Origin of the sequence: Actinomadura sp. GTD37, from assembly GCF_041951365.1 — a bacterium.
Lineage (GTDB): Bacteria > Actinomycetota > Actinomycetes > Streptosporangiales > Streptosporangiaceae > Spirillospora.
This window is the reverse complement of sequence record NZ_JBGNUS010000005.1, coordinates 57,197-71,895: the sequence shown is the minus strand read 5'-3', so window position 1 is coordinate 71,895 and position 14,699 is coordinate 57,197. Positions and strand designations below refer to the sequence as shown.

12 protein-coding genes are annotated in these 14,699 nt (G+C 76.0%); 9 read left to right on the top strand and 3 right to left on the bottom strand.

The genetic code is table 11. The features are described from left to right. The first annotated feature begins 215 nt into the window (after positions 1-215). The 6 genes from ACA511_RS24965 (at position 216) to ACA511_RS24940 (ending at position 6,564) form a co-directional block, all read left to right on the top strand. Complete coding sequence (locus ACA511_RS24965; RefSeq protein WP_375027019.1) at positions 216-740, top strand: DUF488 family protein; 525 nt, start codon at positions 216-218, stop codon at positions 738-740. A 199-nt stretch (positions 741-939) separates the two neighbouring features. Continuing rightward, entirely contained in the window at positions 940-1,695 is a 756-nt protein-coding gene (locus tag ACA511_RS24960) for an SDR family oxidoreductase (protein WP_375027018.1), read from the top strand. Between the two features lie 25 nt (positions 1,696-1,720). After that, positions 1,721-2,716, top strand: a complete 996-nt coding sequence (locus tag ACA511_RS24955) for a class I SAM-dependent methyltransferase (protein WP_375027017.1) — start codon at positions 1,721-1,723, stop codon at positions 2,714-2,716. Then, a complete protein-coding gene (locus tag ACA511_RS24950) occupies positions 2,709-4,469 on the top strand; it encodes a ferritin-like domain-containing protein (RefSeq protein WP_375027016.1) in 1,761 nt (586 codons plus the stop codon). Before ACA511_RS24955 ends, ACA511_RS24950 begins: the two co-directional genes overlap by 8 nt. Further along, the gene (locus tag ACA511_RS24945; RefSeq protein WP_375027015.1) at positions 4,450-5,709 is read left to right on the top strand and encodes a low temperature requirement protein A; all 1,260 of its coding nucleotides are present in this window, start codon (positions 4,450-4,452) and stop codon (positions 5,707-5,709) included. Before ACA511_RS24950 ends, ACA511_RS24945 begins: the two co-directional genes overlap by 20 nt. A gap of 93 nt (positions 5,710-5,802) precedes the next feature. Continuing rightward, positions 5,803-6,564 carry a TVP38/TMEM64 family protein gene (locus ACA511_RS24940; protein ID WP_375027014.1) on the top strand — a complete coding sequence of 254 codons (762 nt, stop codon included), beginning with the start codon at positions 5,803-5,805 and terminating at the stop codon, positions 6,562-6,564. A gap of 37 nt (positions 6,565-6,601) precedes the next feature. Here ACA511_RS24940 and ACA511_RS24935 read toward each other — a convergent pair whose 3' ends face one another. The 3 genes from ACA511_RS24935 to ACA511_RS24925 form a co-directional block, all read right to left on the bottom strand. Continuing rightward, positions 6,602-7,000, bottom strand: coding sequence for a cold-shock protein (locus ACA511_RS24935; RefSeq protein WP_375027491.1), 399 nt, complete (start codon positions 6,998-7,000; stop codon positions 6,602-6,604). A 66-nt stretch (positions 7,001-7,066) separates the two neighbouring features. Then, positions 7,067-8,254, bottom strand: coding sequence for an NAD(P)/FAD-dependent oxidoreductase (locus ACA511_RS24930; RefSeq protein WP_375027013.1), 1,188 nt, complete (start codon positions 8,252-8,254; stop codon positions 7,067-7,069). A gap of 133 nt (positions 8,255-8,387) precedes the next feature. After that, positions 8,388-8,630: a DUF2249 domain-containing protein gene (locus ACA511_RS24925; RefSeq protein ID WP_375027012.1), complete on the bottom strand. Its 243-nt coding sequence runs from the start codon at positions 8,628-8,630 to the stop codon at positions 8,388-8,390. Positions 8,631-8,728: 98 nt separating this feature from the next. On the opposite strand from ACA511_RS24925, the gene fdxA reads away from it, so the two are divergent. The 3 genes from fdxA (at position 8,729) to ACA511_RS24910 (ending at position 14,648) form a co-directional block, all read left to right on the top strand. Further along, the gene (gene fdxA / locus ACA511_RS24920) at positions 8,729-9,088 is read left to right on the top strand and encodes a ferredoxin (protein ID WP_375027011.1); all 360 of its coding nucleotides are present in this window, start codon (positions 8,729-8,731) and stop codon (positions 9,086-9,088) included. A 117-nt stretch (positions 9,089-9,205) separates the two neighbouring features. Then, a complete protein-coding gene (locus ACA511_RS24915; RefSeq protein WP_375027010.1) occupies positions 9,206-9,700 on the top strand; it encodes a hypothetical protein in 495 nt (164 codons plus the stop codon). Between the two features lie 175 nt (positions 9,701-9,875). Then, positions 9,876-14,648 (top strand): HAD-IC family P-type ATPase, encoded by a 4,773-nt coding sequence (locus ACA511_RS24910; protein ID WP_375027009.1) that lies wholly within the window; start codon positions 9,876-9,878, stop codon positions 14,646-14,648. Positions 14,649-14,699: the final 51 nt, after the last annotated feature.

The window sequence follows — 14,699 nt, the reverse complement described above, 5'->3', positions numbered from 1 at the left end:
CGCCTACCGGCCCGTAGCGCCATGTCGCAGACATCGCATGCTGGGCGGCTGGAGTTGTGGGAATCGTGCAAAGCCGCGACCGGTCGCGGGCACTCGGCGATACGGAGCGCGACGACGGCGAACTCGTCGGTGCCGGTGGTGGGGCGGCCCGCGCGGATGCCGTCGCCCGGGCGGCGGCGATGTGTCCGCGAGCCCGGACCGGGCAGCCTGGGAGCGTGGAGCCGCTGCTGACGTTCGGGCACGGCACCGCGGGCCGCGCGGAGCTGGCGCCGCTCCTGCGCGGCGCCGGGGTGCGCCGCGCGGTGGACGTGCGCACCGCCCCCGGCAGCCGCCGCAACCCCGACGTGCGGCGCGACGCCCTGGCGGAATGGCTGCCGGCGGAGGGCGTCGGCTACCGCTGGGAGAAGCGGCTCGGCGGTTTCCGGCGGGCCGCGCCGGACTCGCCGGACACGTTCTGGCGTAACGACTCCTTCCGCGGGTACGCCGGGTACAGCCGTGGTCCCGAGTTCCTGGCCGCCATGGACGAGCTGCTCCGCGAGGCCGGGTCCGCCCGGACGGCCGTGATGTGCAGCGAGTCGGTGTGGTGGCGCTGCCACCGCAGGATCATCGCCGACTTCGCCGTGCTGGCCCGCGGCCGCCCCGTTCTGCACCTCGCCCACGACGGCCGCCTCACCGAGCATCCCCCCACGTCCGGAGCGCGCCTCCGCGACGACGGGCTGCTCGTCTACGACGGAGAGTGACGCCGCCCGTCCGGCCCTCGCGCCGCGGCCAGGGAGGCGGCCAGGGACCCACCCTGGTGCCCTCCCGTCCCCCGTCCGGGGACGGTTGGGCCATGGCCTCCGGAAAAAAGTTCGGGGGAGCTGTCACAGGACGCGGGGCCGTCCTGTCTTTGATGGCAGCCGGACGGCAACGGACGCCCGGCGAACAGGAGGTGGCGGAATGAAGATCGTGGTTATCGGCGGGACCGGCCTGATCGGGTCGAAACTGGTGGCGAAACTGGGCGAGCACGGCCATGAGGCGGTGCCCGCGTCCCCGAACACCGGTGTGAACACCCTGACGGGGGAGGGCCTCGCGGACGTCCTGGCGGGGGCGTCGGTGGTGGTGGACGTGGCGAACTCGCCGTCGTTCGAGGACGCCGCCGTCCTCGAGTTCTTCGAGACCTCGACGGGCAACCTGCTCGCCGCCGAGGCCGCCGCGGGCGTCGGGCACCACGTCGGGATCTCGATCGTGGGGACCGAGCGGCCGCCCGAGCGCGGCTACTTCCGCGCGAAGATCGCCCAGGAGGACCTGATCCGGAAGTCGTCCGTCCCGTACTCGCTCGTGCACGCGACGCAGTTCTTCGAGTTCACGCGGGCCATCGCCGACGAGGCCACCGACGGGAACACCGTGCGGCTGGCGCCGGTGCTGTACCAGCCCATCGCCGGGGACGACGTCGCCGCGCAGCTCGGCAAGGTCGCGGTGGGCCCGCCGCTGAACGGCCGGATCGACATCGCCGGGCCGGAGCGGTTCCGGATGGACGAGTTCTTCCGGGACGCGCTGGCGTCCTGGAACGACCCCCGCGAGGTGGTCGCGGACCCGCACGCGCACTACTTCGGGGCCGAGGTCGTGGAGGACAGCCTGGTCCCGGTCGGGGACGCCGTCCTCGGCGCCGTCCGCTACGGCGAGTGGCCGGGCCGCGTCCCGGCCGCGAAGTAGCGCACCGAGGCGACGGGGGGCCGCCGTGACCGCGTCCGCGATGGTCGCCGAGTTCGATGACGTCGCCGGCTGGACGGCGGAGGCCGTGGAGCTGCTGGGGGAGCGGCACGCCATCCCGGCCGCGTGCCGCGGCAGCGCGAGCCCGGCGGCGCTGGCCTGGCTGGCGGAGGCGTGCGAGCTGTCGGCCGGTACCACGCTGCTGGACGTCGGCGCCGGGGCGGGCGGCCCGGCGGCCTGGGCGGCCGAGCGGTTCGGGGTGCGGCCGATCCTGGTGGAGCGGATGCCGGCCGCGTGCCGGGCCGCCGCGCGCCTGTTCGGGCTGCCGGTGATCACCGCGGACGGGGCGCGCATCCCGCTCCGCACCGGGTCGGCCGACGCCGCGTGGTGCCTGGGGGTGCTGGACACCGTCCGGGACAAGGCGGCGGTGCTCGGCGAGATCAAGCGGGTCCTGGCGCCCGGCGGGTCGCTGGGCCTCCTGGTGGTCGTCGCCCGGAGCCCGCGGGTCCGCGCGGCTCCGGACGGGAACCACTTCCCCACGCAGCGGGAGCTCGCCGCGCTGCTCGACGCCGCCGGGTTCGACCTCGTCGAGCAGATCGACCGGCCGGGCAGCGCGCCGCTCGCGTGGTCCCGGCGCGCCGAGCAGGTCGCGGCGGTCGTGGCCGCCCGGCACCGCGGCGACCGCGCCTACGCGCTGGCGGCCGGCCAGGGCGAGCGCCTCGCCCGCCTGCTCGCCTCCGGCCGCCTGTCGATGCAGCTGGTCCACGCCGTCAGCCGCCCGGTCCGCCGGGCGTCCAACACGCAAGGAGAAGGAATGAACGAGCACGGCGACGGCGGGTTCGAGATCGAACTCGAAGTCGAGATCGAGGCCGAACTGACCCTGGTCGAGTCGAGCCGCGCCGGAGAGGCCGCCGAGAGCCCGGCCGCGGAATGGCTGTTCGACCCGACGGACGCCGAGCGCGACGAGGTCGGCCTCCGCAACCTCCTCGGCGCCGCGGAGGCACTGGAGGGCGAGCATGAGTGACGCGCGGGCCGCGACCGCGGCCGCCCGCCCCGTGCGGATCACGACCCTCGAAGGGCTCCGCGAGCACCTCCAGTGGGCGATCGAACTGGAGCACGCGACCCTGCCGCCGTATCTGTGCGCGCTCTACTCCCTCGACCCGGAGCGCAATCCCGAGGCCGTCCAGGTGGTGGGCAGCGTCTTCGCCGAGGAGATGCTCCATCTGGCGCTGGCGGCGAACCTGCTCAACGCGGTCGGCGGCCGGCCCCGGCTGGACGTCCCGGAGATGCTGCCGCCGCATCCCCGGCCGCTGCCGCACGGCGACCGCTCCCTGGAGCTGTCCCTCGTCCCGTTCGGCGCGGAGGCGATCGAGACGTTCCTGCGGATCGAGAGGCCGGCCCCGCCCGGCGCGCCGGCGGAGGACGACGGCTACGAGACCATCGGGCAGTTCTACCAGGCGGTCGCGGACGGGCTGCGGCATGTGTGCGACCGGTTCGGCGAGGACGCGGTGTTCTCCGGCGACCCCGCCCGCCAGGTGACGTCCGCGCACTTCCGCAACAGCGCGGGGCGGCTGTTCCCGGTCGGCGGCCTGGCGTCGGCGCTCGCCGCGCTGGAGGAGATCGTCGAGCAGGGCGAGGGCACCGCCCGCGGCGAGGTCTGGGACGGCGACCGCGACGTCTTCCACCCGGAGCGGGACGAGGTCGCGCACTACTACCGCTTCCAGGAGCTGAAGGCGGGACGGCGCTACCGGCGCGGGGACACCCCCGAATCCGGGCCGACCGGCGAACCGGTCCACGTGGACTTCGAAGGCGTGCATCCGATGCGGCGCAATCCGCGGCGGGCCGACCACGCCCCCGGCAGCGCCGTCCGCACCGCCCAGGAGGAGTTCGACCGCACCTACTGCGCCGTCCTCCACCTGCTCGACCGGACGTTCGACGGCAGCCCGTCCCTCCTTTCGGTGGCGATCGGCACCATGTACGCGCTGAAGGCGCAGGCCGAGGCCCTGATGCGCATGCCCTGCGGGGACGGCACGACCGCCGGCCCGGCCTTCGAGTACGTGCCGCCCGAGTCGCGCGGCTGGAGCAGCGGGGAGGGGCGGCGCGTCGTCGTGCTCCGCGACGGCCCGTACGTCGTGTACGGCGGCGTCCCGCTCCGCCGCAAGCGCAAGATCGTCTCGGCGGAGAACGACGCGCTGACCTGGCGGACGGGCGACGACCTGCCCACCGAGGACGTCTACGCGCTGTGCCGCTGCGGGCATTCGGGCTCCAAGCCCTTCTGCGACGGCACGCACGCCCTGATCGGTTTCGACGGGACGGAGGCCGCCCCCCTCCGCCCGTACGGGGAGTTGCAGCACGTCCACGACGGGGAGGGCGTCTCGGCGCAGCGGGTCGGCGAGCTGTGCGTCCACGCCGCGTTCTGCATCGGGCGCACCAGGCCGATCGCCGCGATGCTCGCCGACGCCGGGGACAGCGACGTGCGCTCCGACATCATGGGGCGGATCGACCACTGCCCCTCCGGGTCGTACAGCTACGCCCTGGAGCGCGGCGGCGAGACGATCGAGGCCGACCTGCCCGAGGCCGTCTCCGTCCTGGCGGAGGAGGACGGCCTGGCGAGCGCGCTGTGGGTGACCGGCGGAGTGCCGGTGCACCGGGCGGACGGCCGGCCGATGGAGACCCGCAACCGCATGACGCTGTGCCGCTGCGGCCACTCGGCGAACAAGCCGCTGTGCGACGGCGCCCACCGGGAGATCGGTTTCCGTGACGAGCGCGCACCGTAGCGGGGACGCGCCGGCGCGGGGCGGCGGGATCCGGATCCGGGTGCGGATGAGCGCGCGCCCGATCGACGAGCCGCACCGCGCCGCGAGCCCGCTGGAGCTGCTCTTCGACCTGACCTTCGTGGTCGCGATCGCGGCCGCCACCGCGGGGCTCGCGCACGACATCGCCGCCGGGCACGGCGCGGACGGGCTCGTCCCGTTCCTCCTGGTCTTCTTCGCGATCTGGTGGGCCTGGATGAACTTCACCTGGTTCGCCTCGTCCTACGACACCGACGACGTCGCGTACCGGCTGCTGACCATGGTGCAGATGGCGGGGGTGCTCGTCCTCGCCGCGGGCGTGCCGGCCGCGCTCGACCACTCCGACTACCGGGCCGTCACGTTCGGCTACCTCGTCATGAGGGTCGGCCTCGGCGCGCAGTGGGTGCGGGCCGGCGTCGAGGACCGGGCGGGCCGCCGCACCGCGCTGCGCTACGCCGCCGGCATCGGCGCCCTCCAGGCGGGGTGGCTGCTGCGCCTGCTGCTCGCCGAGACCGGCGCCCTCCCGCCGGACGCGCAGGTCCCGTCGTTCGTGGCGCTGGCCGTCCTCGAACTGGCCGTGCCGCCCTGGGCGGAGCGGGCGGAGCCGACCAACTGGCACCCGCACCACATCGCCGAGCGGTACGGCCTCTTCACGATCATCGTGCTCGGCGAGAGCGTCCTCGCCGCGACCCGGGGCGTCGCGGCGGCGCTGGAGAAGTCGGAGATCAGCAGCCCGTTCCTCGTCATCGCCGTGTCCGGCCTCGTCGTGCTGTTCGCCCTCTGGTGGCTCTACTTCCTGGCGCCGGCGGGCGAGGGGCTCAGCGACCGCCGGCACCGCTCCTACCTGTGGGGGTACGGCCACTACGGCATCTTCGCGTCCCTCGCGGCGCTCGGCGCCGGGCTGGAGGTCGCGGTCGAGCAGACCGGGCACGGCCCGCACGCCTCGGCCCTTGCGGTCTGCTACGCCGTGGCGATCCCGCTGAGCGTGTACCTGGGCCTGCTCTGGCTCGTCCACGCGTCGATCGTGGCGGAGCCGCTCGCCCATCCCGTCGCGGTCGCGGCGTGCATCACCGTCGTCCTGCTGCTCCCGTCGGCGGCGCCGCACGTCGGGGTGGCCGCGGTGATCGCCGCGCTCGCCGGGATATGCGTGCTGCTGACCGCCTGCACCATCGCGTCCAGGAACGCGCGGAGCGGGGCGGGGGGCCGGGAGCGGCCCGCCGGTTAGAACGCGGGCGCATCCCGGTGTTGGGATGCGCCCGCGGTTCCGATGGAATGGGGGAGCAGGACGCCCGCTCAACGCATTCCGGCAGGAGCCCACATGAGCCGTGACCCCGGCGCGCCGATCCCGTCCACGCCGCGGGCGGCCGGCGGCACCCCGGAGGCGGAGGCGGGCGGCGGCCGGTCGCGGGGCGTCCTGGTCAGGCTGCTGGTCCTGGGCGCGGTCCTGCTCGGGCTCGGGGTGCTGGTGGCGCTGACCGGTGAGGCGCTGTGGGACGACGTCAGCGGCTGGGTCGAATCGCTCGGCATGTGGGGTCCGCCGGTCTTCGCGCTGTGCTACGTGGTGGCGGTGACCGCGCTGGTGCCCGGCTCGGTGCTGAACGCGTCGGCCGGGGCGCTCTTCGGCGTCGCCGTGGGGACGCTCGCGGTGCTCGCGGGGGCCACGGCGGGCGCGGCGCTCTCCTTCGCCCTGGCCAGGGCCCTGGGGCGGCCCGCCGTGGCCCGCTACGCCGGGAAGGGGCGGCTGGCCCGCCTGGACGCCCACCTGTCGCGCCGGGCCTTCGAGTCCGTCCTGGTCCTGCGCGTGGCGTCGGTGTTCCCGTTCGGCGCGGTGAACTACGGGGCCGGGGTCGCCGGTGTGCGGTTCGCGCCCTACATCGCCGGGACCGCGCTCGGGATCGTGCCCGGCACGCTCGTCTACACCGGGCTCGGCGACGCGCTGCGCGAGCCCGGCTCCCCGCTGGTGTGGATCGCGCCGGTGGGGCTCGTGGCGCTCAGCGCGTTCAGCTGGTGGGCGGCGCGGCTCGTCCGCTCGTCTGCGTCCGGGAAGGACACGTCCCCGGAGGACGCGCCCGCCGGCTGAGCCGCGTCGCCGGCGGTCGCGGCGTGCGTCCCGCCGGTCAGTCCTCGCTCCAGCCGTGCTTGCGGGCGAAGGTGAGCAGGCTCTCGCGCAGCTTGACCAGGTGCGCCCCGGTCAGCTCCGGGGCGGTGTCGAGGATCAGCTCGGTCAGCTCGATGCGCAGTTCCGTCGTGGTGAGGACGTCGCAGAGGCCCTCGTCGTCGGCCGCGGGGACCCGGGCGGGGCCGGCCGGGGCGGGGCGGTCGCCGATGACGCTGACGTCGAACGCCTTCAGCCCCCGCTCGCCGTCGATGAGCTCGTATTCGACCGACGTTCCCGTCGTGATCAGAGTTTTGTCGTCGTTCAGGTCGTTCACGTGAACGAAGACATCGGGACCGCCCTCATCGGGGGTGATGAATCCGTAACCGCGAACTTCGTCGAACCGCGCGATCCTGCCCACATGTACCACGACGACATCCTTCACCGAACGCACCTGCACCAGCTGCCGCCGAAATGCGCGGAGAGATCACGATCGCGCCGCGCCGTCCCGGCCTTCGGTCCCAGAGTAGCCAAAGAGCGGCCCGGCGTGCGCGGATGGCAATTCCGCCCGAATTAGCCGGTCCGGACGGTACGGGGCCAGGGCCGCCTCCCCGTCGCGGAGATCGGCGGCGATCAGGTCGGCGAGATGCGGGCCCAGGGTGATGCCGCTGTGGGTCACGGCAGTGTAGAGGCCGGGGCGGTGCCGGCCGACGAGCGGGCGTCCGTCCGCGGGGAGCGGCCGGACGCAGCGCCGGACCGCCTCGATCCCGGCGGTGAGGGCGGGGAGGAGCGCGCGGGCGCGGTCGAGCAGCTCGGCGGCGCGGGCGTCGAGTTCGGCCGGCGTGGTGGCGAGGTCGGTGGCGTCGTCCAGGTCGGCGGCCTCCAGCACGAGCCCCTGCCCGGGGGCGGGACGCATGTCGAGGCGGGGGGAGTGGACGAGGCCGTTGACCAGCCCGGGGGCCGGCGCGGTGACGGCGGTGAGGCCGGGGGCGGACGACCCCGGCGCCTCGGCGTCCACCAGGGGCAGGTCGATGCCGGCGGTCGCGAGCAGGGCGGCGCTGTGCCGGCCCGCCGCGCAGATCGTGAGGTCGGCGGCCAGGTCGTCGCCGGTGCCGAGCCGGACGCCGGTGACGTGCTCGCCGCGCAGGTCGAGCCGGTCCGCGCGGACCCCGGTGAGGATCCGCGCGCCGGCGTCGCGGGCGCGGCCGATCAGGGCGGCCACGGCGTCCGGGCCGTGGACGTAGCCCTCGCCGGGGTAGTGCGCGATGACCGCTCCGGCGGCGGGGCGCAGCGCCGGTTCGATGCCGCGCAGCCGGCCGGCCGTGATCAGCTCGGCCGGGTAGCCGAGCGCGGCCAGCCGCGCGACCCGGTCGCTCAGCAGGGACGCGACCGGCTCGGCGTCGGCCCAGGCGGTGTTGCCCGAGACGCGGAACCAGCCGGGGTCGCCGAACTCGCCGGCCAGCCGCCGCCAGGCGCCGAGGGCGGCGACGCGCAGGGAATGGTAGGCGGGGTCGCCCGGATCGTTGGCGTTGAGCCACCCGAAGCTCCCGCCGGAGGCGCCCGAGCCGGGCCGGTCCTGTTCGACCAGGGTCACTTCGGCGGCGTCCGCCCCGCCGGCGAGCCGGGCGGCCAGCGCGGCGCCGACGATGCCGCCGCCGATGATGACGATGCGCACGCCTCCCAGGATCGCAGGCCCGCCGCCGCCTGGCCATCCCTCTCCGGCCGTCCGGCGGCACCGGTCGCCCGTGTTCCCACGTGTTCCCACAGAGACGGCTGTGAGAAATGCGCCCCGGGCAGGCTCCGTGCCGCTAGGCGGCGGCGGTGCGGCCGATGCGGACCCGCCAGGTCTCCGGCCCCTCCTCCAGGTAGTCCCAGGTGAACGCGCCGTCGTGCTCGGCGGCGAACTGGTAGTACAGCGGCTTGGGGTCGTGGTCGTTGACGAGCACGAACGCCTCCCCGCCGCCGAGCGAGGCCCACGTCTCGAAGATCAGCTCGTGCCGGCGCGCGGGCGCCTCGGTGCGGACGTCGAGCGGGCGGTCCCCAGCGGTCATGGCGGTCTCCTTCACTCTATTTGCCCAGGGTCAGATTGTTTATACAGGGAGGCTAGTGCAAAATAGGGGGCGCGACAACGTGACCGAGGAGGCCCGTCGTGACCTATGTGATCGGTGAGCCCTGCATCGACGTGATGGACCGCGCCTGCGTCGACGAGTGCCCGGTGGACTGCATCTACGAGGGGGAGCGCTCGCTCTACATCCATCCGGACGAGTGCGTCGACTGCGGCGCGTGCGAGCCGGTCTGCCCGGTGGAGGCGATCTACTACGAGGACGACCTCCCCGCCGCGCTGGAGCCCTACCGGGACGACAACGCGCGGTTCTTCGCCGAGGCGCTGCCGGGCCGGGACGCCCCGCTCGACACGCCCGGCGGCGCCGCCAAGCTCGGTGCGCTCGGCGTCGACACCCCTCTGGTCGCCGCCCATCCGAAATCCGAGGAGGCCGCCCGGAATGATTGAACGGTGAACCGTTAAGCACAGTTAAGTTGATCTTGAGGTGCGCGTCTCCGTATGGTCGTTCGTGATCGACGACGTCCATCCCCTCGGGGGAACGGGAGAGATCACGTGAAGCAGCGGATGAGTCGAATCCTGGCGACGGGCACGGCCGCGGTATCCCTGGCCGGACTCGGCACGCTGGCGCTGGCGGGTCCCGCCAACGCCACCGACACCAAGTGCGCGACCAGCTCGAAGGAGTACCCGACCAACGGCTACAACGCCGACATCAAGGTCGAGCTCTGCATCAGCCGCAACTGGGGCGGCCCAGGGGGCAGCAACAGCTACAAGTGGGCCTGGGCGAAGGTCACCTGGGGCGACTCGGGCGCGGGCAAGTTCGAGAACTTCGACGTCCAGGTCCGGATCGAGCAGAACGACGCGGACGTCAAGACCCGGACCTGCGACTTCACCTCGGCGGTCAACGGCAGCACCTCGGGCTCCAAGACGTGCCGGCTGCCCAGCTCCGGCTCGTACGTGAACATCAGCGGCAACACCGCCGACGGGCACGTCGTCGCCAACGTCAACGACGACGGCGAGGGGAACCACACCTGGGGGCTGCAGGGCACCGCGAAGATCTGAGCCGTCCCGGACGGCGTGCGCCCGGCTCCGCGAAACCGCCGCCCGCGTGGGGGCCGCCCTCAGCGCGTGACCCCCGGCAGGCGGTCCCCGGCCTGTTTGCGGAGCGTGCTCCCGGGTACCGGGCGATGCGTCGATCGGCGGCCAGGTCGATCGGCGTTTCGGGGGAGGACGAGCGGTGGGGATTCCGGGGGCGTCCCTGGCCAAGGCCGTGCTGGACGTGCCGGAGGCGGCGTCGGCGCTGGCCGCGCGGGGGGCGAGGGCCGGAGCGCGGACCGCCGCCGCGGGCGTGCGGACCACCGTCGGAACCGCCCTGGAAGCCGGCGTGCGGGGCACGCGCGAGCTGTACGCGAGCCTGGAGCGCGCGGAAGCGGCGCTGAGCCGTGCGGACGGCGGCGGGCGGGCGGAACCCGACGCTGGCCCCGTCCCGGTCCTCGGAGCGGGCCCCGTCCCGGTTTCCGCGGTGCGCGGCGCGGCGGGGGAGGGGACGCGCCGCACCTCCCGCGCGGCCGGCGCGCTGGCGGTCCTCGCCGCAGGAGGGCCGGGACGCCGCGTGTGGTCCCACCGCGGACGGGCGCACATCCAGGTGAACGGACTGTCGGGCGGCGGGCCGCGGCACCGGCGGTACGTGCGGACGCTGACGGAGGCCCTGCGCCGGCTGGACGGCGTGAACTGGGCGGAGGTCAACGCGGTCACCGGCAGCATCCTCGTGGCCTACGCCGAGCACGAGGTGGACCTGGGAACACTGGTGGCGGCGGTCCAGGACGTCGAGGACGCCCACCACGCGGTCCGGTCCCCCGAGGGCGCGCACGTGCGGCCGCCCGACGACGAGATGGCGTGGACGGCGGCGGCGTCGGCCCTCGTCGCGGACTGCGCCGGGATGGCCGGCGCCGTGGCCGGCCGGCTGCTGGGCCTCCCGCCGGCGCCCAGCCCGGTCAGGGCAGCGGTGTCGGCCGCCGACTCGCTGCCGCCGGTGCGGGCCGGGTTGCACCGGCGGCTGGGCGAACCGCGCGCGGAGGCCCTCCTCGGGCTGGCCAACGCGATCGTCCAGGGGGCCGGGCAGGAGGTCGCGCCGCTGGCCGCCGACGCCGCGCACCGGGCCTTCCAGCTGTACGAGATCGCCGCGCGCCGGAAGGCGTGGCGGCTGCGCGAACCGCAGCTCGCGGCGGCCGGGCGGCAGCCGCAGGAGTGCGGCGTCCGCGCCGAGCGGCCGTGCCCGCTGCCGGACGGCCCGGTGGAGAAGGCCACGAACCGGACGGCGCTGGGCCATCTGCTCGGCGGCGCCGGCGTCCTCGCGGCCACCCGGGACGCGTCCGCCGCGGCCGACCTGCTGCTCGCGACGGTGCCCAAGGCGGCGCGGCTCGGCCGGGACGCGTTCGCCGCGGTGCTGGCGCACGACCTGGCGCGCCGCGGCACCGTGGTGCTGGACCCGGCCGCCCTGCGCCGGCTGGACCGGGTCAGCGCGGTGGTCGTCGACTCCGCCGTGCTGTGCGACGGGGAGCCGCGGCTGCTGTCGGCGGTCGCCACCGCCGACGGCATGGACGACGCGGACGTGTGGCGCGCGGCCGGGACGGCCCTGGCCGGGCTCGGCGCCGCCGACCTGGACGGGCCCGGCCCCTGGCCCGCCGGCCGGGACGAGCCGGAGTGGCGGCTGGCGCGGGCGGCGGAGGCGCCGTCCGGCGGCGTCGCCGACCCCGACGGGATCGCGCTCGACCTGTCCGGCGACCGCGGCCCGGTGGGCCGCGTACGGGTCGGCCTCTCGCTCGATCCGCTGGCGGAGGCGCTGCTGTCGGCGGCGCACCAGGCGGCCGGCGTGGTCGTCCTGACCGAGCACGCGGGCACGCGGGAACTGGTCGCCTGGAGCGACGACACCCCGGTGCCGGCCGCCGCCATGGCCGAGTCGGTGCGGGCGCTGCAACGCGACGGCCACGTCGTGCTGGCCGTCTGCGGCGGGCGGGCGGAGGCGCTCGACGCGGCCGACGTCGGGGTGGGCGTGCTGAACGGCGACGGCCGGACCGGCTGGTGCGCCGACCTCGTGTGCGGGCCGGGCCTCGCCGAGGCGTGGCGGCTCCTGACGGCCGTCGGGCCCGCGCGGCGGGCCGGCGAACGGGCCGCGGAGCTGTCGCTCAGCGCGTCGGCGCTGGGCGCGCTGCTCATCGCGGGACGCCCCGCGCCGCGCCGCGGCCCGCTGCGCCGGGCGGCCGGGTCCTGGCGGGACGTGCCGCCGGTGCACGCCGCGTCCATCACGGCGATGCTCGCGAACGCGCTGAGCGCCAGGCGGCTGGCCCGCCGGCCCCTGCCGCCGCCGGTCGTCCACGACGCCTGGCACGCCGTCACCGCCGAGGAGGCGTTCCGGCGGCTGTCCCGCGCCGCCGGCGGCGCCGGGCCCGCGGGCGCCGCCGCGCTGAGGGCCAGGATGGCGGACGTGCCGCTGGTGCGCCGCGCGGTGCTGCGGCCGGCCGGCGCGGGCGCGCGCCTGGCCGCCGCGGTGCGGCAGGAACTCGACGACCCGCTCACCCCCGTCCTCGCGCTGGGCGCGGCGGCCTCCGCGGTGGTGGGGTCCAGTGTGGACGCGCTGCTGGTCGGCGGCGTCATGGCGGGCAACGCCCTCATCGGGGGCGCGCAGCGGATGCGGGCGGAGAAGGCGCTGGGCGAACTGCTCCTCGGGCAGCAGGTCCGGGCCCGCCGGGTGCGGCCCGAGGCCGTCCCGTCCCGCCGGCCGGACGCGGGCCCGGAGGCGTTCGCGAGGCTGCGCACCGCCGCCACCGAGCAGGTCACGGCCGGACGGCTGCGGCCCGGCGACGTGATCCTGCTGCGCTCGGAGGACGTCGCGCCGGCGGACGCCCGCCTGCTGTGGTCCGAGTCGCTGGAGGTCGACGAGGCGACGCTCACCGGCGAGTCCGTGCCCGTCGACAAGAGCGTCGAGCCGTCGCCCGGCGCGGACCCGGCCGACCGGCACTGCATCGTCTACGAGGGGACCACCGTCGTCGCCGGCACGGCGGTCGCCCTCGTCGTCGCCACCGGGGAGGCCACCGAGGCCGGGCGGGCCGCCACCTTGGCCGGGACGGCGGACGGCTCGTCCAGCATGCAGGCCCGCCTCGCCGAACTCACCCGGCAGGCGCTGCCCGCCACCGCGCTCGGCGGCGCGGCCGTCACCGGGCTCGGCATGCTGCGCGGGCTGCCGCTGCGCCGGGCCCTCGGCTCCGGGGTCGCGGTCGCCGTCGCCGCCGTCCCCGAGGGGCTGCCGCTGGTCGCCACCGTCTCCCAGCTCGCGGCCGCGCGGCGGCTGTCGCGGCTCGGGGTCCTGGTCCGCTCCACCCGCGCGCTCGAAGCGCTGGGACGGGTCGACACCCTGTGCTTCGACAAGACCGGCACCCTCACCGAGGGCAGGCTCCGCGTGGTCCGCGCCGCCGGTCCGGCCGGGCCGCTCCCGCTCACCGGCGACGACGGGCGGCGCATCCTGCGGGTCGCGGCGCGGGCCTGCCCCCGGCAGGGCGGGCAGGTCGCGCACGCCACCGACCAGGCCGTGCTCGACCGCGCCGCCGACCTCCCGCCCGACACCCGCTGGACGCTCGGCGAGGAACTGCCCTTCGAGGCCACCCGCGGATTCTCCGCCTCGCTCGGCCGCGACGGCGACCGGGCCGTCATCGCGGTCAAGGGCGCGCCCGAGGTCCTGCTCGCCGAATGCGCCCGGGTCCGCGCCGGGCGGCGCTCCGAACCGCTCACCGCGGCCGGGCGCCGCACGGCCGCCGCGACCGTGCGGCGCCTGGCCGGGCGCGGCCTGCGCGTCCTCGCCATCGCCGAGCGCCCCGTCGACGACGCCGGACGGGTCCGCGGCCGGATCGCCGACCACATCGGGGACCTCACGCTCCTCGGCTTCGTCGGCATCGCCGACACCCCGCGGCCGACGGCGGAGGAGGCGGTGCAGCGGCTCGGCGACGCGGGCGTGCGGACCACCATGATCACCGGGGACCATCCGGCGACCGCCGCCGCGGTGGCCGCCGAACTCGGCATCCCCGGCGCCGACCGGGTCGTCACCGGGGCCGAGCTCGACGCCATGTCCGCGCCGGAGCGGACCAGGGCCGTCCAGCACGCCGCGGTCTTCGCCCGCGTCTCGCCCGCCCAGAAGGTGCGCATCGTGAAGGACCTGCGCAAGGCCGGGCGGGTGGTCGCGATGACCGGCGACGGCGCCAACGACGCCGCCGCGATCCGCCGCGCCGACGTCGGCATCGCCGTCGCCGGCCGCGGCTCCGGCGCCGCCCGCACCGCCGCGGACCTCGTCCTCACCGCGCCCGACACCGCCCTCATCCTGGACGCGCTGCGCGAGGGCCGCGCCCTGTGGCACAGCGTCCGCGACGCCGCCGCGATCCTCGTCGGCGGCAACGCCGGGGAGGTGTCCTTCACCGTCCTCGGGACGGCCCTCAGCGGGAACGCCCCGCTCAGCACCCGCCAGCTGCTCGTGGTGAACATGCTCACCGACATGCTCCCGGCGCTCGCGGTGGCCATCACGCCCGCGGACACCGCCCCCGGCTCCGCGGCCCCGATCCACGGGTTCACCGGCCGGGACACGCGCCGCGTCCTCGCCGTCCGAGGCACCGCCACGGCCGCCGCGGCCCTCCTGTCCTGGTACGCGGGCCGCCTGACGACCCTCGTCCCGGGCGGCCGTCGTCGCGCGTCGACGATGGGCCTGGCGGCCCTGGTCGGCGCCCAGCTCGGCCAGACCCTCATCGCCCGCTGGCGCAGCCCCCTCGTCCTCGCCACCAGCGCCGTCTCCGCCGCCGCCCTGTTCGCGATCATCGAGACCCCGGGCGTCAGCCAGTTCTTCGGCTGCACCCCACTGGGCCCCGGCGCATGGACGATAGTCACGGCCGCCGCCGCAGCGGCGACCCTGGGCGCCGCCCTGGCCCCGCACCTCTCACCGCCCGCCCCGGCGACGAACCAGAGCGGTTGACGCATCCTGCGGGCGAACGTGAACACCCCTGCGACCAGCAGCAACCCGGCG